At 34.1% G+C, this 20,093-nt stretch carries 14 protein-coding genes; 5 read left to right on the top strand and 9 right to left on the bottom strand.

All coding sequences use genetic code 11. From position 1 onward, the window contains the following. Positions 1-546: T9SS type A sorting domain-containing protein (locus VP395_RS12140; protein ID WP_346242285.1), on the top strand; the 546-nt coding region annotated here is incomplete at its 5' end. 302 nt (positions 547-848) lie between these two features. After that, on the top strand, positions 849-8,063 hold the full coding sequence (locus VP395_RS12145; RefSeq protein ID WP_346242286.1) for a choice-of-anchor D domain-containing protein: 7,215 nt from the start codon (positions 849-851) through the stop codon (positions 8,061-8,063). A gap of 88 nt (positions 8,064-8,151) precedes the next feature. Here the strand turns inward: VP395_RS12145 and hisS are convergent, their stop codons facing one another. Further along, positions 8,152-9,522 (bottom strand): histidine--tRNA ligase, encoded by a 1,371-nt coding sequence (hisS, locus tag VP395_RS12150; RefSeq protein WP_346242287.1) that lies wholly within the window; start codon positions 9,520-9,522, stop codon positions 8,152-8,154. Between the two features lie 363 nt (positions 9,523-9,885). On the opposite strand from hisS, the gene VP395_RS12155 reads away from it, so the two are divergent. Continuing rightward, on the top strand, positions 9,886-11,898 hold the full coding sequence (locus VP395_RS12155; protein ID WP_346242288.1) for a T9SS type A sorting domain-containing protein: 2,013 nt from the start codon (positions 9,886-9,888) through the stop codon (positions 11,896-11,898). Positions 11,899-11,989: 91 nt separating this feature from the next. On the opposite strand, the gene VP395_RS12160 is transcribed toward VP395_RS12155, so the two are convergent. The 4 genes from VP395_RS12160 to rpsF form a co-directional block, all read right to left on the bottom strand. Next, entirely contained in the window at positions 11,990-12,460 is a 471-nt protein-coding gene (locus VP395_RS12160) for a DUF6495 family protein (RefSeq protein WP_346242289.1), read from the bottom strand. A 150-nt stretch (positions 12,461-12,610) separates the two neighbouring features. After that, positions 12,611-13,060, bottom strand: a complete 450-nt coding sequence (gene rplI / locus VP395_RS12165) for a 50S ribosomal protein L9 (RefSeq protein WP_346242290.1) — start codon at positions 13,058-13,060, stop codon at positions 12,611-12,613. Between the two features lie 13 nt (positions 13,061-13,073). Further along, positions 13,074-13,370 carry a 30S ribosomal protein S18 gene (gene rpsR, locus VP395_RS12170; RefSeq protein ID WP_117176520.1) on the bottom strand — a complete coding sequence of 99 codons (297 nt, stop codon included), beginning with the start codon at positions 13,368-13,370 and terminating at the stop codon, positions 13,074-13,076. 2 nt (positions 13,371-13,372) lie between these two features. Then, the gene (gene rpsF, locus VP395_RS12175) at positions 13,373-13,711 is read right to left on the bottom strand and encodes a 30S ribosomal protein S6 (RefSeq protein WP_117176518.1); all 339 of its coding nucleotides are present in this window, start codon (positions 13,709-13,711) and stop codon (positions 13,373-13,375) included. Positions 13,712-13,921: 210 nt separating this feature from the next. On the opposite strand from rpsF, the gene VP395_RS12180 reads away from it, so the two are divergent. Further along, positions 13,922-14,617, top strand: a complete 696-nt coding sequence (locus VP395_RS12180) for a LytR/AlgR family response regulator transcription factor (protein WP_132218826.1) — start codon at positions 13,922-13,924, stop codon at positions 14,615-14,617. Positions 14,618-14,633: 16 nt separating this feature from the next. On the opposite strand, the gene priA is transcribed toward VP395_RS12180, so the two are convergent. The 3 genes from priA to nadC form a co-directional block, all read right to left on the bottom strand. Then, complete coding sequence (priA, locus tag VP395_RS12185; protein ID WP_346242291.1) at positions 14,634-17,084, bottom strand: replication restart helicase PriA; 2,451 nt, start codon at positions 17,082-17,084, stop codon at positions 14,634-14,636. A 3-nt stretch (positions 17,085-17,087) separates the two neighbouring features. Further along, positions 17,088-18,029 (bottom strand): YihY/virulence factor BrkB family protein, encoded by a 942-nt coding sequence (locus tag VP395_RS12190; protein ID WP_346242292.1) that lies wholly within the window; start codon positions 18,027-18,029, stop codon positions 17,088-17,090. Between the two features lie 99 nt (positions 18,030-18,128). Further along, a complete protein-coding gene (gene nadC / locus VP395_RS12195; RefSeq protein WP_346242423.1) occupies positions 18,129-18,989 on the bottom strand; it encodes a carboxylating nicotinate-nucleotide diphosphorylase in 861 nt (286 codons plus the stop codon). A gap of 128 nt (positions 18,990-19,117) precedes the next feature. Here nadC and rlmH point away from each other — a divergent pair, with 128 nt between their 5' ends. After that, complete coding sequence (gene rlmH / locus VP395_RS12200; RefSeq protein ID WP_346242293.1) at positions 19,118-19,591, top strand: 23S rRNA (pseudouridine(1915)-N(3))-methyltransferase RlmH; 474 nt, start codon at positions 19,118-19,120, stop codon at positions 19,589-19,591. Positions 19,592-19,673: 82 nt separating this feature from the next. Here the strand turns inward: rlmH and VP395_RS12205 are convergent, their stop codons facing one another. After that, positions 19,674-19,973 (bottom strand): HPF/RaiA family ribosome-associated protein, encoded by a 300-nt coding sequence (locus tag VP395_RS12205; RefSeq protein WP_346242294.1) that lies wholly within the window; start codon positions 19,971-19,973, stop codon positions 19,674-19,676. Between the last annotated feature and the right edge of the window lie 120 nt (positions 19,974-20,093).

Here is a 20,093-nt window from a genome sequence, read left to right on the forward strand (position 1 = left end):
ACTAACTGCTGGGACAACTACCAGTTCAATACCACATCGTGTGCGTGGGAGAACCTAGGGTCACCTTATCAGTATTATGTAGATACTGATGAAGATGGTTTTGGATCCAAAACTATCGCTTTCTTGTGCGATACTTCGGCTCCAACAGGTTATTCTGTGAACAATAGCGATTGCAACGATAATGATGCTAACATAAATCCAAGTGAGACGGAAATCTCTGGAAACGGTACTGATGATGATTGTAATCCGGCTACACCAGATGGCTCATTAGAAATAGATAATTTTAATCTTGAAACCATATTAATATCACCAAATCCATTTAATAGCAAAATCACGATTAAAGTACCATTAAGTTTTTACAATACCGAATTTGGTGTTAAGGTTTTCGACTTAAATGGCAGACTAGTTCACGATAATAAATATTTGAGTGCAAATGGAACTATTCATGTTTCAAACTTAGATAAGTTAGAACAGGCTCCTTATCTTCTGGAAATTATTAGTAATAAAACTGGTAATACAGTTCGAAGAAGATTGGTTAAATATTAAATCAACCCTTTTTTTGAAAAGGCTGAGCTAATAAACTCAGCCTTTTCTTTTTCATTCAATTTAAAAATTTTCAGCTCAACTTGAAAACAAAATATTTTATTTACCTGATAATCAAATAATTTATTAAAAAATAGATCATCAAACTTCTAAATAATAAAAAAACAAAAATACCATAATACTTAATTAACTGAAATTCAATAAGTTAATTTTTAAATATGCATTTCGTCGATTATATTTGCATTTCATGGAGCAATTATATATATTTGTCTAAATAATTAGTCCCAAACTAAATTTAACCACTTATGAGAAATTTTATTACTCTCGAAAAATTTCTATTTACGTGTGCCATTATATTTATTTGTTATAACGGGTATTCGCAATCACAAACCTTTACAAGTTCTGGTAGTTTTGCTGTACCAGCTGGTGTAACCCAAGTTACAGTTCAAGCATGGGGAGCTGGCGGTGGCGGAAGCAGAGTTACCACTAGTGGAAGACGTGGCGGTGGCGGAGGCGGAGGCGCTTATGCAAGCAGTGTTGTAACCGTAATTCCCTCAACATCATATACAGTAACTGTTGGCGCTGGTGGTATACCAACTACAACCGTTGCTACACCAGGAGGAGCGTCCTCATTTAATACAACCTCAGTAGTAGCTGCTGGCGGTGCTGGCGGTGTTTTTAATAATACTGGTGCTGGTGCTGGCGGCACAACAGGTGCATCAACAGGGACAACTAAATATGCAGGTGGAGCTGGTGCTGCTGGTGGAGGTACATTTTCTGGTGGTGGTGGTGGCGGTGCAGGTTCAACTGGAGCTGGAAATAATGCCGTAACTTCAACAGGTGGAGCTGCAAGAACCATTAATGGTGGCGCAGGGGGTAATGGAGTAAGCGGCAGTAGTGCTGGAACTATTGGTAATAATTATGGTGCTGGTGGTAGTGGTGCTGTTACTAATTCTGCTACAACCCAAAATGGGGGAAATGGGGCAAATGGATTGGTTATTGTTAGTTGGACACCAGAAATAAATATTCAAGGTAATAGTGTTAGTATTGTTGATGGTGATATTACACCATCTGCGACTGATCATACTGAATTTGGAAATATAGCTGTTGGAGCAAGTTTTGACCGCACCTATACCATTCAAAATTTAGGAACAGGAACATTAAATTTAACAGGAACTCCAAGAGTTGCAATAACTGGAAATGCTGCATTTTCAATTCTTACTCAACCAAGTGCAGCTAGTATAGCTCCAAACGGTAGCTTAACATTTGTAGTTAGATTTACACCTACGGTTGTTGGGGTTAATTTACAAGCAGATATATCTATATCAAATAATGATGGTGATGAAAATCCATCTGATTTTAGAATTCAAGGTACGGCAACGGCTCCAGAAATAAATATTAGGGGTAACGGAACTAATATAGTTGATGGAGATACTACGCCATCAACCACCGATCATACAGAATTTGGAAATGTTGCCGTTGGAGCAACTTTTGATCGTACATATACAATCCAAAATTTAGGTACCGGAACTTTAAACCTATCTGGCACACCCAGAGTTGCCATTAGTGGAAATCCTGCATTTTCAATACTTACCCAACCAAGTGCGGCAAGTATTGCAAGTGGTGGTGGTGACTTAACATTTGTTGTTAGATTCGAACCAACTATCGCTAGCAATAATCTGCAAGCAACTATATCCATAACAAACAATGATAGCGATGAAAACCCTTATGATTTTCAAATTCAAGGTTCTGCCATTTCAAATATAATCAACTTTGGCCCTGGTGGCTTATGGAAATATTTAGATGATGGCTCTGACCAAGGTACCGCATGGTACGGAACAGGCTTTAATGATGTTTCTTGGGCATCAGGAAATGCGCATTTAGGATATGGAGAAGGTGATGAAGCTACAACGGTTGGATTTGGACCAGATTCCAATAACAAATACCCTACCACTTACTTCAGAAAAACTTTTTACGTATCACCTGGAGATGCTTCATACACTAACATGGATCTAGATTTAACCTTTGATGATGGTGCTGTTGTATATTTAAACGGGGTTGAAATTTGGGCAGTTAATATGCCTGCTGGACGCACATATACTACTTATGCTTCCGGATCTAGTGCTAATAATGATACTGCAAGCATATCATTAGCAAATGCATTAGTTGCTGGAAATAATGTAATAGCTGTAGAAATACACCAAAGTTCAGCTACTAGTAGTGATATTAGTTTTGATTTGGATTTAGGTGTTTCTAACGTTGCTTCTAATTTAATACCTGCTAGTGGTGTTTGGAGCTATTTAGATAATGGCACAAATCAAGGAACTGCTTGGTATGGTACAGGTTTTAATTATTCTGGATGGGCAACTAATAATGCCGAATTTGGATATGGTGATGGCGATGAGACCACTGTAGTTAGCTATGGTCCGAGTTCTTCCAATAAATATGTAACAACGTATTTTAGACGAAGCTTTGTAATAACAGCTGCAGATATAGCTAGCTCAAAAAACACATTATTATTAAATGCCATTCGAGATGATGGTATGGTAGTTTATATTAACGGGGCTGAAGTATGGCGAGACAACATGCCTACTGGAGCCATAGCTTTTAATACACTAGCACCAAGTGCCATAGGAGGATCAGATGAAACCTCTTGGATAACAAAATCAATTGCTAATCCATTCACACTACCAGGAACCTATGAAATTGGTGTAGAAATACACCAGAACAGTATTACAAGCTCTGATTTAGGGTTCAATTTTTCAATGCAAGCTGCAAACCAATTACTTCCCCGTGGAGGTGTTTGGAGTTATTTAGACGATGGCTCCAATCAAGGCACAGCTTGGAGAACAGCAGCTGTAGGCTCTTGGGCAACAGGAAACGCTCAATTAGGTTTTGGTGATGGTGATGAAACAACTGTTGTTGCAAATAATAATCAAATAACTACTTATTTCAGAAAAACCATAACCGCTTCTGGTTCTGATGTCACTAATTCTACTTTAAAAATTAGTACTATAAGAGATGATGGTATCGTTATTTTTATAAATGGCGTTGAAATTTTAAGAAACAATATGCCTGTAGGTACTATTAACTATAATACACTAGCTTTTGATGATGTAACCAGACCTACAAATAACTTTGAGGATTTTTGGAATGTCTTTAAAGTTGACAATCCATTAGTAAGTGGAATTAATGAAATTGCAGTTGAAATTCATCAATTTAATTCTACAAGTGATGACATTAGTTTTGATTTAGAACTTGAAACCAATAATGATTTTGTTATTGTACCTTCTGTAAAACCAGATAAAGATAACGACGGTAGAGAAGATTATGTAGATGCCGATGATGACAATGATGGTATTTCAGATCTAGTTGAAGGTTGCTATACTACTAAAACTGAGACATTATACCCTGGTAGTGAAACTTCTATAAAAAACAGCATGCCAATTACAACGGTATTAGACGATGGTAATGATATTACCTACAGCGTTAACAGTCCAAGTAATTTTGGTGATATAACAAGCTACAATGCAGGAGAACATGGCTTTGGCTTAAGACTTAAAGGAGCAGCCACTAACGGGCAACTCACACTTGATTTTACAAACCCGGTAAAAAACCTATTTTTTAAGCTTATCGATTTTGATGAAGGCGAGAATATAAAAGTAGATGTTTACGACGAATTTAATAATATAGTTAATTTAACATCGCAACCAGGAATTTATCATTTAGGAACCTATATTGAGTATACAGGCAACAACACCATAAATGAATTATATAATACCACAGCACCAAATACCAATAACCCAGAAAACAGAGCTGATGATATTTATGGCGGTGCATACTTTTATTTTCCAAACATTAATGTGAGCAAAGTTATATTTACTGTAAATTATACAGGAAGTGGTACCATAAGACTTGTAGGAGTGCAATATTGCAGTAGAGATACAGATGGTGATGGTGTTGACGATTTTCATGATTTAGATAGCGATAATGATGGCATACCCGATTTAGTTGAAGTTGGCGGTACAGATATAGATGGCAACGGGGTTGTTGACGTATTTACAGATGTTGATGGTGATGGTATTACAGCTATTTATGACTCTAATGACAACAGTTATTTTATTGAAGAACTTGGCACCCTTACAAATTTAGATTTTGATGGTGATGGTGTTAGAAATAATATTGATTTAGATAGTGATAATGATGGTATACCAGATATTCTCGAAGCTGGAGGACTAGATGTTGATGGAGATGGTAAAATTGATGGCTTTACAGATTCCAATACCGATGGATATCACGACCCCTATTTTGGAGCAAGCGCCTTAATAATTACAGGTCCAGACACAGATGGTGATGGAAAACCCAACAGCTACCCTAATAAAAACGCAGACAATACCGGATTACCAAACTTTTTAGATATAGATTCCGATGATGATGGTATTACTGACCTTACTGAAGCCCAAGCTACGGCAGCTCCATTTATTAATTATAGTAGTATTGATACTGATGGCGACGGTATATCGGAAGTTTATGATAACATAATTGGCTTTGGAGGAAGAGGGTTAGTACCTGTAGATACCGATGGAGATGGAATACCAGATTATTTAGATACGGACTCCGACAACCACGGTGAACCGGATATTATAGAAGGACACGATATCAATGGCGATGGCACTGTTAACTCCAGCGACTGGGGAACTTGTTTAAATTCAATAACATCAAAGTTCGGGACTTTAGCAAATGTTGATGCTGATGGTGATGGGTTAGACGATGGTTTCGATAATGATTTGGTAACCTACAACTCATCCAATACCGGCCTAAGTCCATTAGCACACCCTAACATTGATGATATTGCCACACTTGAAAGAGATTGGAGAGAACCAGACCAAGAATATAACGTAATAGATTTCGATGGATTTAATGATTATATTGATTTTTCAGATAAGCATAATTTAACGTCATCATTTACTATTGAGGCCTGGGTAAAACAAGACCCAACCTCAACAGGTAACGGATCTATTGTTGGAAAAAGAGATTGTAACAAAGGTACCAATTTAGGATATCAATTTAGTTTAATCGCTAATAAACCAAATATTAAATGGTATAACAATGCTGGATCATTAGTATTAGATTTAACATCTACTTTCACTATTGGAACAGATAAATGGTATTATATATCTGCAACTTATGACAATACTACTACAACTGCGAAAATTTATATTGATGGTATAGAAGTAGCCAGTAACACTTCTGTTTCAGCTCCACCTGTTGCCAACAACGAATCCTTTTTAATAGGTGCCAAGTTTGATGACACCAATTTATCCCAAAAATTATCAGATGAATTTAAAGGCTGGATTGATGAAGTTAGAATTTGGGGTAAAGCACTAAATGCGACTCAAATTAGAGCCATGTTAAACCAAGAAATTGAACAAAACGGAACAGCCGTAAGAGGTAAAATAGTTCCATTGGATATTGCTGGTTTGTTATGGACCGACTTATTAGGATATTACCCAATGAATTCTATAGTAGCTGGGTATTTAAATGACAGCTCTAGTTATTCTAAAAACGGACGCATTAGAAACATTCTATCTAATGAGCCTCAAACAGCACCATTACCATATACCACAAAGGCTAATGGGGCATGGACCGATAATACAGCTTCAACACCTTGGACAAACGGAAACTCAGTATGGGATGTACCAAACAGTATAGGTATTGATGGAACAACCCCTGTTGATTGGAATATTGTAAGAACATCTCACAATATTACATCTGGCGACAAAAACATAACAGTATTAGGTTTAATTACAAATACACCTTCTACAAAACTTTCAATTGCAGATCCCGCAGATTCTCAAGATGAAACAAATTCCGGTCAAAGCCTTCGTGTAACCAGTTATTTAAAACTTATTGGAGATATTGACTTAGTTGGTGAATCGCAATTATTACAGGACCAAGGCAGTGTTTTGGATGTAACAAGCTCAGGTAGATTGGAAAGAGACCAACAAGGTAATAAAGATTTATACACCTATAATTACTGGTGTTCTCCAGTTGGCGCAAGCAATACCACAAGCAACAATAATAGTTATAAAATGACCAATAACGTGTTGAGAAACGGTAGCATATCTTCCACACCAAACAATATTACCTTTTTAACTTCTGGCTATAACGGAAGCGCTTCTGGTACGAATATTAGCATAGCAGATTACTGGATTTGGAAATATGCTAACAATTTAAGTAACAATTATTCTGTATGGCAACACGTTAGAAGAACTGGTACCATTCTAGCAGGTGAAGGATTTACAATGAAAGGAGTTGAAAGTTCTGGAACCTCATTCACATCAACCCAGAATTATAATTTTTACGGAAAACCCAATAATGGAGATATAACACTAACATTAAGTGCCGGTAATGATTATCTGGTTGGTAACCCATACCCTTCTGCTCTTGATGCTGATGAATTTATTTTAGATAATACCAGCAGTTCTGGAGGCAGAGCAGCTTCAGATATAATTAATGGTACATTATATTTCTGGGATCATTTTGCCAATAGTACGCATACATTAAAGGCATACGAAGGTGGCTATGCTACATATACAAGATTAGGAGCATTACCAGCAATATCAACAGACACTAGAATAAACAATAGCGGAGCTCCAGGTACCAAAGTACCAGAACGCTATATTCCCGTAAGTCAAGGATTTTTTGTTGTAGCAGGTACTGGCGGAACAATAACTTTTAAAAACAGTCAACGTGTTTTCAAAACAGAATCTTCAGATCCTTCAATGTTTTTTAAATCAACAAATCCAAAAGGGAAATTAATACAATCCAGTGCAGATATCAGACAAAAAATCAAGCTTCAATTTGATTCGCCAAGTGGTTACCATCGTTTAATATTAGCAGGCGTAGATAAAAATACCTCAAATGCCTTTGATGTTGGATACGACGCTCCATTAATAGAGAACAATGCCGAAGACATGTATTGGATTTCTGACACTAACGATAATTATATAATTCAAGCAGTAAACAATTTTAATGAGACACAAACACTTCCATTAGGAGTAAAAATCAATAAACAAGGTGTAGCTTCTATTAAAATTGATGCGTTAGCCAATATTGATAAAAACACAATTATATATTTACACGACAAACAACTAAATGTTTATCATAATTTAAAAGAAGGTAAGTATGATGTGTATTTAACTGTTGGAAAACACTTAAACCGATTTGAAGTTACATTTGCCAATGAGCAAGCCTTAAATACAAATAGTGTTGAAACGAATGCTTTTCAAGTTTATTTTTCAAATGAAGACAAAACTATTGTGATTCATAATCCGACTGGAAAAAACATAGAGTCTACAGAAATATTCAATGTGCTAGGTAAGTCCGTATATAAATTTGAAAGCCGTTCAACAGAAAATATTATAACGCACAAACCGAACCATTTAAGTACCGGAACATACATTATCAAACTAAAAACAGATACTAGAGTAGTTTCTAAAAAAGTATTAATAAATTAAAGCTTTGAGTTAGTTAGTCGTAGCCCCAAATCTACCATCAATTTAACAAGCTTTGAAACTGAGTCCTAATGTGATAATTAGGACTCTTTTATTTTATTTGGTTTACTAACTCTTTAAGTGATACTTTAAGCTGCTCACCAGAAACCATGTTTTTAAGGGTATACATATTTGAACCAACCTCCTCTTCACCTACTAAAACCACAAACGGGATGTTACGTTTATTGGCATGGTTCATTTGTTTTTTCATCTTATCGGTATCGGGATACAACTCTGTATTAATACCTACAGAACGTAATTCCTTAATCGCTTTTAAACAAAACAACGCTTCTTTATCACCAAAGTTGATGAACAAAACTTCTACGTTTTTAGTTACCGTTTCCGGGAATAAACCTAATTCTTCTAAAACCAAATAAATACGATCTAAACCGAAGCTAATTCCAACACCACTTACATTGTTCATGCCGAAAATACCAGTTAAATCGTCGTAACGACCACCACCTCCAATGGATCCCATTTGTACGGTTTTTGGTGCAGCGACTTCAAAAATAGCACCTGTATAATAGTTTAAGCCACGTGCTAAAGTAACGTCTAATTGTAAATTGGCTGTTTTTAAACCTAATTCTGAAATAGCTTCGTTTATAAAAGCCAATTCTTCAATACCTTTTTTGCCTTCTTCTGAAGAAGATAAAATACCTTTTAAACTTTCAATTTGAGATTCAAACGAACCTGACAAAGTAAATAACGGTTGTAATTTTGAAATTCCTTCTAAAGAAATCCCTTTTGAAAGCATTTCTTCTTTTACCTTCTCCTCTCCTATTTTGTCAAGCTTATCTAAAGCAACTGTAAAATCGATTAATTTATCGGAAGCACCAATAACTTCAGCAATGCCTGAAAGTATTTTTCGGTTATTGATTTTTATGGTAACACCTTCCAGTTTTAAAGTTGAAAAAACAGTGTCGTACAACTGTATAAACTCAACTTCTTGCCAAAGCGATTTACTACCAACCACATCGGCATCACATTGGTAAAACTCTCTAAAACGCCCTTTTTGTGGTCTGTCAGCACGCCAAACAGGTTGGATCTGGTAACGTTTAAAAGGAAACTCTATCTCGTTCTGGTGCTGCACTACGTAACGCGCAAAAGGCACGGTTAGGTCGTAGCGTAGAGCTTTTTCAGATATGTTCGAAGTAAGCTTCAAAGAATCTCTATTTGCATAAGCCTGCTCATCAATTTTCGCTAAATAATCCCCAGAATTCAAAATCTTAAAAATCAGTCTATCACCTTCATCACCATATTTTCCCATTAAGGTTTCAGAGTTTTCAAAACTTGGTGTCTCAATAGGTTGAAAACCAAAAGTTTCAAAAGCACCACGAATGGTATTAAAAATATAGTTGCGTTTTGCAACCTGTTCTGGATTAAAATCTCTAGTGCCTTTTGGGATGCTTGGTTTTTGAGCCATATTAATTACTGTCTTTTCAACTCTGCTCAAGATAAACTCAAGCAGGTAGCTATTATAAAAGTTATTAAATATTTTCTAAAAAAGTGGATTCCTAATTTTAAAGGAACGCGAACTAAGTATATTGTTTTAAATCGTCTGCAAAAATAGAAAATATAAAACGTTAGGTCTTTCTTTTTAAGAAAAAATACGCGGTCTGCTTTATTAATATAAAGGCTCCTTTTAGTCATTTAAGAATAAAAATGAGCTGTCATACTTCTAAAAAACGAATTCAACCTACCTATTAAACGAATTTGACTCCTTCCAAATAGTATGAGTTCCCCTTAATTTATAATACTAAATAAAACATTATAAAATATTTTACTTATGAAAAAAACAATACTTGTTTTCGTTACGTATTTATGCCTCACTGTGGCTTTAAGTGCCCAGTCCATAAATATCACTTCCATTGTCACCAACCCAACAACCGTAAGTCCTGTTTCAGGAGGGGCGATTACCGTTAATTATGAGTACACTTCAACAAATAATGATAACGATATTATTTATATAGCGTTAGAGTTACATGATGGCAGTATTTGGAATGCCACTATTGATGAAATTATTCTAAACCCCGTAGCCAAAGGCACTAACCTAACGGGGTCTGTGTCTTTAACAATCCCTAATACCGCAACCCCTACAGCAAATTTAACTGGTAATCTAAATTACAAAGTAAAATTAGAACTCAATGATAGTGGTTGGGGAGACATTGACACTAAATACTCATCCGAGGTTATCTTACTAGCTCCAAACGATTTACTATACATGACCTCCATAGACAAATCACCTACAAGTGTAAACGCCAACACCGGAGGAAATGTTACCGTTAATTATCAATACACATCCTCTAACAACAATGATATTATATATGTGGCGTTAGAGTTACGTGACACTAATAACAATTGGATATCTACAGTTGATGAAGTTATCTTAAATCCTGTAGCTATGGGTACTAATGTTTCCATGTCTACGGTATTAACAATACCAAATACAACGACGCTTACGGCCAATTTACCGGCCAATACCAGTTATAAAATAAAAATTTCTCTTAATAATAGCGGGTGGCAAGTTATTGAAGAGGAGTTTTCTTCTGAAATAGTTTTAATAAAAGCACTTAATCATGGTGTTTTTGCAAAAGGAGCAGATGTTAGTTGGATGACCGAAATGGAGGCCAGTGGGCGCAAATGGTATGATGACAATGGTGTTGAAAAACAACTTATGCCCATTCTACAGGAACACGGTATGAATTCTATACGATTACGTGTTTGGGTAGATCCCACAAGTGCTTCATCTGGAGAGGCTTTTGGTTGGTGCGATATCCCAGACATGGTAAATAAAGCCGTTTTAGCAAATAATTTAGGTATGGATGTTATGATAACCATTCATTATAGCGATTGGTGGGCAGATCCAGGAAAACAAAATAAGCCAACAGCTTGGGAAAATTTTTCTACCCCTCAATTAATACAGGCCGTTTACGATCATACTACTGATGTTTTAACCGCTTTAGGCAACGCAGGGGTAACGCCTAAATGGGTACAAATTGGCAACGAAACAGATTCTGGAATGCTTTGGGATACTGGTAAAACAACTACTACACAAGGAAAAATTAATTATGCTGATTTTGTAACATCTGGTAACAATGCCGTTAAAGACTTTAATGACGATATCATTACCGTTGTACACGTATCGAGAGGTAATGACACCAATAGGTTTCACAACAACATAGGTTCACTTATTAATAATGGTGCTCAGTTTGATATTATTGGAATGTCTTTATATCCTACTGAAACAAACTGGCAAACACTTGTAGACGGACTAACATATACCATAGGAGAAATGCAATCTACATATGGTAAAGAAGTTATTGTAGCTGAAGTTGGCATGCGTGACGATCAACCAACAGCTTGTAAACAATTTTTAGATTATATAATTGCTGAAACACGCAAAGTGAATGGTTTAGGTGTATTTTATTGGGAACCACAATCTTATTGGTGGAAAAGTTACGGAAAAAGTGCTTGGGAAAGTGACGGAAGTCCTTCTATAGCTATGGATGCCTTTTTAGAAGAAGTACTAGGCAATAAAAAAGGTAAAGGCAGAAATAATTTACATAAAAGCAATGCTTTTTCAGATATTAAAATATATCCTAATCCTGCTTCTAACAAACTATTTATCAATTCAAAATCAAACATACAATCTCTAAAAATTGTTGATCTTTTAGGTAAAGAAATTAAGGTAATTACTCACTCTACAAAAATAGAATCTGTAGATGTTTCTGATTTAGCTAATGGAGTTTACATTATAAAAATAAACAAATACACACAATTTAAATTTGTAAAAAAATAAGAATAAAATTCTAAACTTTATTACTTACTAAAAACTAAAAAGGGACTAACCTAATATAAGTCAGTCCCTTTTTGTACTTAAATGCACCCCTTTAATTTATCAAATCATAAAAATACCTAAACAAATCGCCCTTAGTAATTACAGCACCTTGCTCAATCATTTTAAATTTATCAAGGTTTTTATCGTCGGTATAATCTTTATCGGCTTGTAAAAATTCAACGCTATCATCCATTAAATTTTCACGCAGCCAATTATAACCTTCTTTGGTGGTAATATCTACATTCTTGTTCTTCACGTTAACAACAATGGCTTTCATTTTTTTCTTTCCCAAACGAAATAAATACATATGTTGTGCTGAAAAATGCTCTAAATATTCTGCTTTGTTTAAAACACCTTCCCAAATTAAATCGCTAAAAACATCCAATTCCATTTCTGCCAATTCTGGTTTATTGGCTTTTAAATTAGCCCATTCATCAGCGGTAATAGATTGTGTTGCTAAAAAATTTATAAACTCTTGGTGCAGTTCTTCAAACTGTTCTTTTGTAAGTCTTGAATATTTCATGTTTTCCCTTTTTAATCTCCCCAAAGGGAGAAATTACTTAAAGTTAAATCTTGTGATTTAAAGACCTCACAGGTTTATAAACCTGTGAGGTCTAAAAAACAACAAAAAAGCCCCAACTAAGTTGAGGCTTTCATATGAATTTATTTGAAATTACTCAGCAGCTTGTGCTATAACTTCAAATTCTAAATCTACTGTTACTTCTCTGTGTAAACGTACTACAGCAGTATATTTACCTGTACGTTTTACCGTAGTGACTGTAATGAATTTTTTATCAATAGACTGACCTTCTTTTTCTAAAGCGGCAGCAACATCAATATTATTTACAGAACCAAATAATTTATCTCCAGTTCCTACTTTTGCAGCTATTTTAATTTCCAAAGCTTTTAACGCTTCAGCAATTTTGTTAGCTTCATCAACTATTTTCTTTTCTTTATAAGCTCTTTGCTTTAAGTTTTCCGCTAATACTTTTTTAGCTGAAAGCGTAGCCATAATAGCTTGTCCTTGAGGGATTAAAAAATTTCTACCATAACCGTTCTTAACTGTTACAACATCGTCTTTAAATCCTAAATTTTCAACGTCTTGTTTTAATATAAGTTCCATTGTTATCGGTATTTTATTTTAATAAATCGGCTACGTAAGGCATTAAAGCTAAATGACGTGCTCTTTTTACAGCAACAGCCACTTTTCTTTGATACTTTAATGAAGTCCCTGTTAAACGTCTTGGTAAAATTTTACCTTGTTCGTTTATAAACCTTAATAAAAAATCTGGATCTTTGTAATCAACATATTTGATTCCAGATTTTTGAAACATACAATACTTCTTCTTCTTGTTTGTGTCAATATTAAGAGGAGTTAAATATCTAATTTCTCCGTCTTTTTTTCCTTTAGATTGTTGTTCTATAGATGACATAATTAAGCTTTTTGTTTAAGTTTAACTCTTCTTCTCTCTGCCCATGAAATAGCGTGCTTATCTAACGCTACTGTTAAATAACGCATAAAACGCTCATCACGTCTAAACTCTACTTCTAAAGTGTTAATAACTTCACCAGCAACAGTGTACTCGAATAAGTGATAAAATCCACTTTTTTTGTTTTGAATAGGGTAAGCTAATTTTTTAAGCCCCCAATCTTCTTTTGATACCATCTTAGCGCCGTTAGAAACAAGAAAATCTTCGTATTTCTTTACTGTTTCCTTTATCTGATCTTCAGATAAAACGGGATTTAAGATGAAAACAGTTTCATAATGATTCATAAAAATCGTGTTTATTGTTAAAAATTGGGTGCAAAAATAGTTAATAAATACATATTACACAACTATATTCATAGTATATTTTAGGCTATATTTGCATAAAGGAATAAATGTTAAAATTATGTTAAATTCAACAGTTTAACGATGTTTTTTGGTTTTTAGCCGAATTTTTTGTACTATTGTCGATATCTTAACCGAAATAATATAAATGTTATGACTTTAAACTGTGTAGTAGTAGACGATTCAGCAATACAGCGTCTCTCTATTGTTAAGTTAGTAGAGAACCACCCCGCTCTAAACTTAATTGCAGAGTACAGTAGTGCCTTAGAAACCAAAAATGGTTTAAACACACACCAAGTAGACTTAATCTTTTTAGACATTGAAATGCCAGTGTTAAATGGATTTGAACTTTTAGATGTATTAAACAACAAGCCTCAAATTATTTTTGTAACCGGTAAAACCGAATATGCTTTTAAAGCATTCAATTACGATGCTACCGATTATTTACATAAACCAATTACGAGAGAACGTTTTAATGTAGCTGTAGAGAAAGCTCTAGAGCAACACAAATTAACTCAAGATTTTAACGAAGAAGAGGGTGAACATATCTTTGTTAAAAGCAATTTGAAAAAACGTAAAGTTTACATCAAAGACATCAAGTGGATTGAAGCCCTTGGTGATTATGTAAAACTTGTTACGGAAGAAAACAGCTTAGTAGTACTTTCTACTATGAAATCTTTTGAAAAAGAACTTCCTGAAAATAAGTTTTTACGAATTCACAAATCATATATTGTGAATTTAGATAAAATTGACAGGTTTAACAGTAAAAATGTTGAAGTTGGTGCTTACGAAATTCCATTAAGCAGAAACAAGAAGACCCAACTGGTTGATGCTTTAAATAATATTTAAGTTTAACCAACTAAATTTAAAAGTTATCGACATTTAAAATTACTTTAACCGACCGAAAATCTTTTACATTCAAGAAGCTATTATTTATTTTAATGATAGCTTCTTTTGTTTTTGATAGCGACTGCTTTTTAGGAATCTTAACCAAAATGTTTTTATGGAACTGATTTCTAATTCTGGCTATTGGTGGCGATTCGGGTCCTAAAATATTATCTCCAAACACATTCCGTAAAGATTTGGCATACCAAATAGAAGCTGTATCTACCCTACTAAAATCTTTATGCTTTAAAGTGATTTTTATTTGTTTATAAACAGGCGGATATTTATAATTATAACGATCGTTCATTTGTTCGTTATACATTTCTATATAATTATTAGTAGAAACCTGTTGTAGAATATTATGCTGCGGATTATAGGTTTGAATTAACACTTTCCCGCGTTCTTCAGTACGTCCTGCCCTACCCGACACCTGCAACATGAGTTGAAAACTGCGTTCGTGCGCTCTAAAATCGGGGAAGTTTAGCATGTTATCCGCATTCATAATACCAACCAACTTTACGTTTCTAAAATCCAAACCTTTAGTTAGCATTTGGGTTCCTACCAAAATATCAATTTCCTGCTGTTCTAAAGCGGTAATTATTTTTTCGTAGCCATATTTACCACGTGTGGTATCTAAATCCATTCTAGCTACCTTGTAATCTGGAAACAAGAGTTTTACTTCTTCTTCTATTTGTTCGGTTCCAAAACCTTTGTTATCCAATTCCGGACTTCCGCAAGCGGAACAAGTTTTTGGCATAATTTCGGCAAACCCACAATAATGGCAACGCAATTGATCACGATATTGATGATACGTTAAACTCACATCGCAATTTGGGCACTGTGGGGAATGTCCACAAGTATTACATTCCACAATAGGAGAAAACCCGCGTCTATTTTGAAATAAAATTATTTGATGGCCTTCATGCAAAGTTTCGGTCATTTCCTCGATAAGTCTATCGCTAAAATGTCCTTTCATAAGCTTCTTTTTTAGTTTCTCTTTGATATCGACCAACTCAATATCGGGCATTAAAACATCGTTAAAACGTTTGGTTATTTCAACAAAACCGTATTTATTTTGTTTCGCGTTAAAAAAACTTTCTAAACTGGGCGTTGCAGAACCTAATAAGGTTTTCGCTTCGTGAATATGTGCCAAAACAACAGCCGTATCGCGTGCATGGTAACGTGGTGCCGGGTCGAATTGCTTAAAAGACTGCTCATGTTCTTCATCAACAATAATTAATCCCAAGCTTTCAAATGGTAAAAATATAGAGGAACGCGCACCTAAAACGATTTGCGCTTTCGCGGAATTGTTCAGCACATTGTTCCAAACCTCAACGCGTTCGTGGGATGAGTATTTAGAATGAAATACCGCTACTTGTTCGCCAAAATAATTTTGCAACCGGGTGATTAATTGCGTGGTTAAAGCAATTTCTGGAAGTAAATACAACACTTGGCTTCCTTTACTTAAAACCTCTTCAATAAGTTTTACATATACTTCGGTTTTACCGGAAGATGTTACACCATGAAGCAATACAACAGATTGGTCTTTAAACCACTCTTTAATTTCTTTTAAAGCTGTGTTTTGATATTCATTTAAATCTTTTGAATCTTCATTTTCATCACCAGAATATTGAACTCTATCTGTTTGAATAAAATATTCTTCAAGAATACCTTTATCTATTAATGATTTTATAATGGCAGGAGACGCATCGCTTTCCTTTGATAAATCGGCTACCTTTACGGGCTTTTTGGTCGTGGCTGAAATAGAAAACAAAGTTAAAATAACTTGATGCTGTTTTGGTGCGCGACTTAAATCTTCTAATAATTTTTGAAGAGATGATTCCGATGTAAAATTTGAATTAAGCTTTACATACCTAACTAATTTTGGCTTGTACTTTTCATACACTTCCTCTTCAACAGCAATAGCTTCTTTTTCTATCAATCGTTTGATAACGGGAAGCACATTTTTTTTATCGAGAATATTAGAAATATCATGGATTTTTAATGACGACTGGTGTTGCAAGGCTTCATAAACCAGAAATTCATCATCTAACAAAATAGATTCATCAATCAATTTATTGTGCTTTGTGATAATGGTTTCGCTTTCCAACACAAAAGCACTAGGTAAAGCGGCTCGCATCACATCGCCTACTGTACATAAGTAATAATTCGCCATCCACTGCCACAAGCGAAGTTGTTTTTCGTTTACAATAGGACCTTCGTCTAGTATTTGATGAATCTCTTTTGCCTCGTAAACTGTTGGAGCTTCGTTATGGATTTTGGCAACAATACCCGTGTAAATTTTAGATTTTCCGAAAGGTACTGCGACACGCATTCCTATTTTTAAAAAATTAGATTCTGAAGCTGTTATGCTATATGTAAATAACTTTTGAAGTGGAATGGGTATGATAACGTCTATGAAATACTGCATAAACTAAAACCTTTTACGCAATTTATTTAAAGATGCATTTAGCTCATAACCAAGCAATAAAATATTTGCATTTAACCACAAATAAAACATAAGAATTAAAAGTGCTCCAATAGAGCCGTATAATTTATTATACTGACCAAAATTTTCAATATAAATTCCAAATAAAAAAGACAATATTATAATTAAAGAAGTAGTAAATGTAGCTCCTACTGAAAAGAAATTAGAATGTTTTCCTTCTTTAGTGCCAAAATAATACATGGTAGCTGTAGCCATATATACCATAATCACAAAAAACACATACTTAACCATATTAAACCAAAATACACTTTGCTCTGCAACATTGTACCCTTTATTATGCAAGGTATCTAATACCTTTTGCACCACATAAATTTGAAAATAACCTAATACAGCAATGGTAAATATCAATAAAAAAGCCAAAATTAGAGCTACTCCTAATGCGTATAGATATTGCTTAAATGCATTTCTAGATAATTGCTCATGGTATGAGTTTTCAAAACCTGAAAACAGGGCGTTTACTCCATTGGCCATAAGTGCAATGGATAAAACGAATACCGATGATAATAACCCACCACGTTGCGATTGGTCAATCCCCTCAAAGATGCTTTCAAAGAAAAAATCGGAAGTACTTGGTGGTAAAAATGATTCTAAAAAGCGTAAAAACTCAATTTTAAAATCATCAATAGGCACATAAGGTATAACGATTAATACAAACAGCAAAAAAGGAAATAATGCCATAAAAAAACTAAAGGCAATGGCACTTGCTCTAGTAGTTAAAGCACCTTTAACAATGCCTGTAATATATAGTTCTAATAAATCGTAAAACGATAATCCTTCAAGCCCAGGTAGTTTAACGCGTTTAAAAAAACGTACCAAAACATTTACAATTGGAATTTCATCGAGTTTTTCGTCAAGGGGCTTTGTCATTAATTATTTACGTTAAAATTCATAACAAAGTTATTAAAATTAAAAATGTCAGTATAATAAAAGCTCATTATACTGACATTAAAAATATAGTAAGTAAAACTACTTGATGGCTTTTAAACTTAAATCCATATTATGAACTGAATGTGTTAAAGCTCCTGATGAAATATAATTTACACCACATTCAGCATAATGTCTTATGGTTGCCTCATTAATATTTCCAGAAGACTCTGTTAAACATTTATCACCTATCATTTTTACCGCTTTTTTAGTATCTTCATAATCGAAGTTATCAAGTAAAATTCTATAAACACCATCGTTTTGTAGAATTTCTTCAACTTCGGTTAAATTTCTGGCTTCAACCATTATTTTTAAATCTTTACCTGTATCTTTTAAATATTGTTTGCTCATTTCAACTGCTTTGGTAATACCTCCTGCAAAATCGATATGATTGTCTTTCAGCATAATCATATCGTACAATGCAAACCTGTGGTTTTCACCACCACCAATTTTAACAGCCCACTTTTCTAACACACGAATACCTGGAGTTGTTTTTCTTGTATCTAATATTTTAGTTTTAGTACCTTCTAATAAATCTACAAACATTTTGGTTTTTGTTGCAATGGCACTCATACGTTGCATAGCATTTAATACGGTACGCTCAGCTTTTAATATAGATTGTGATGAGCCTTCTACATACATAACCACATCGCCATAAGTTACTTCTGTACCGTCTTCAATAAGTACTTCTAGCTTTAAGTTTTTATCAACATATGCGAAAACCTTTTTAGCAAAATTAACACCACCAATGATGCCTTTATCTTTCACTAAAAGTTTTGCTTTCCCTCTGGCGTTATCTGGAATACATGCTAATGAACTATGATCGCCGTCTCCAACATCTTCTCTTATGGCGTTAGAAATTATTGACTTGACTTCGTGATCAAATTGCTCTTGTGTTATCATAATTAAGGCTTGATTTGCCACAAAAATAAGAAATAGATTTACTTTTTTAAATTTTACATTTATGAATTTTATAAAATTTTCATATTTAAATTCATTATTCATAAATACTATGTGTTAATTTTGCCATTATGACCATCAAATTAATTGCCATAGGAAAAACCGATCATAAAGATTTACAATCGTTAATAGACGACTATATCAAACGATTAGGCTTTTATATTAAGTTTTCAATTGAGATTATTCCCGATGTAAAAAATGTTAAAAATTTAAGTGAAGAACAGCAAAAACAGAAAGAAGGCGAACTTATTTTAAACAAATTAAGTGCTACTGATGTTTTGATTCTGTTAGATGAAAATGGCAAACAACAAGATTCTGTCGCTTTTTCGGAATATTTACAAAAACACATGAATTCTGGTATCAAACAATTGGTTTTTGTAATCGGTGGTCCATACGGGTTTTCTCAAGATATTTATAACAAAGCAAATGGGAAACTATCACTTTCAAAAATGACATTTTCCCATCAAATGATTCGCTTATTTTTTATCGAGCAACTTTATAGAGGCTTCACTATTTTAAAAAACGAACCCTATCACCATAGATAATGAATAATGAATAATGAATAGTTTAAAAATATTCATTAGAGATTTCCCATTGTTGATTTTTCATTATTAATTGTTTAATTGACTAATGTGTTTTAAAAGTTTCTTTTCGCTTTTCTAATTGGCGCTCCAAGTCGCTTATAGTTTCCCTAACCGATACTTCAAAGTTTCGTTCGGTTGATGTTGCAAAAATTCGGGGTCCAGGTAAACTTAATTCTATATTGCATATTTTGCCTGTGTCGTGTTTGTTTTCATCTTGCTTAAAATAAACGGTGGCGCCTATTAAAAATTCATATTTATTAAATATTTTTTTTAGTTTTTCTTCTGTAAACACTGAAAGGGTTTCACTTACATCTACACCTACGTACTGAAAATTTACTGTCATATTTATTTGTTTTGGTTATTTTATAAATTTACAATAGCCACCTTCATTATTAGATGATTATTATCATGTAAAATACAAATTTTTAAAATGATTCCTATTAATTTTGCCGTTAAACTCAAA

This window comes from Mariniflexile soesokkakense, from assembly GCF_039650365.1.
Lineage (GTDB): Bacteria > Bacteroidota > Bacteroidia > Flavobacteriales > Flavobacteriaceae > Mariniflexile > Mariniflexile soesokkakense.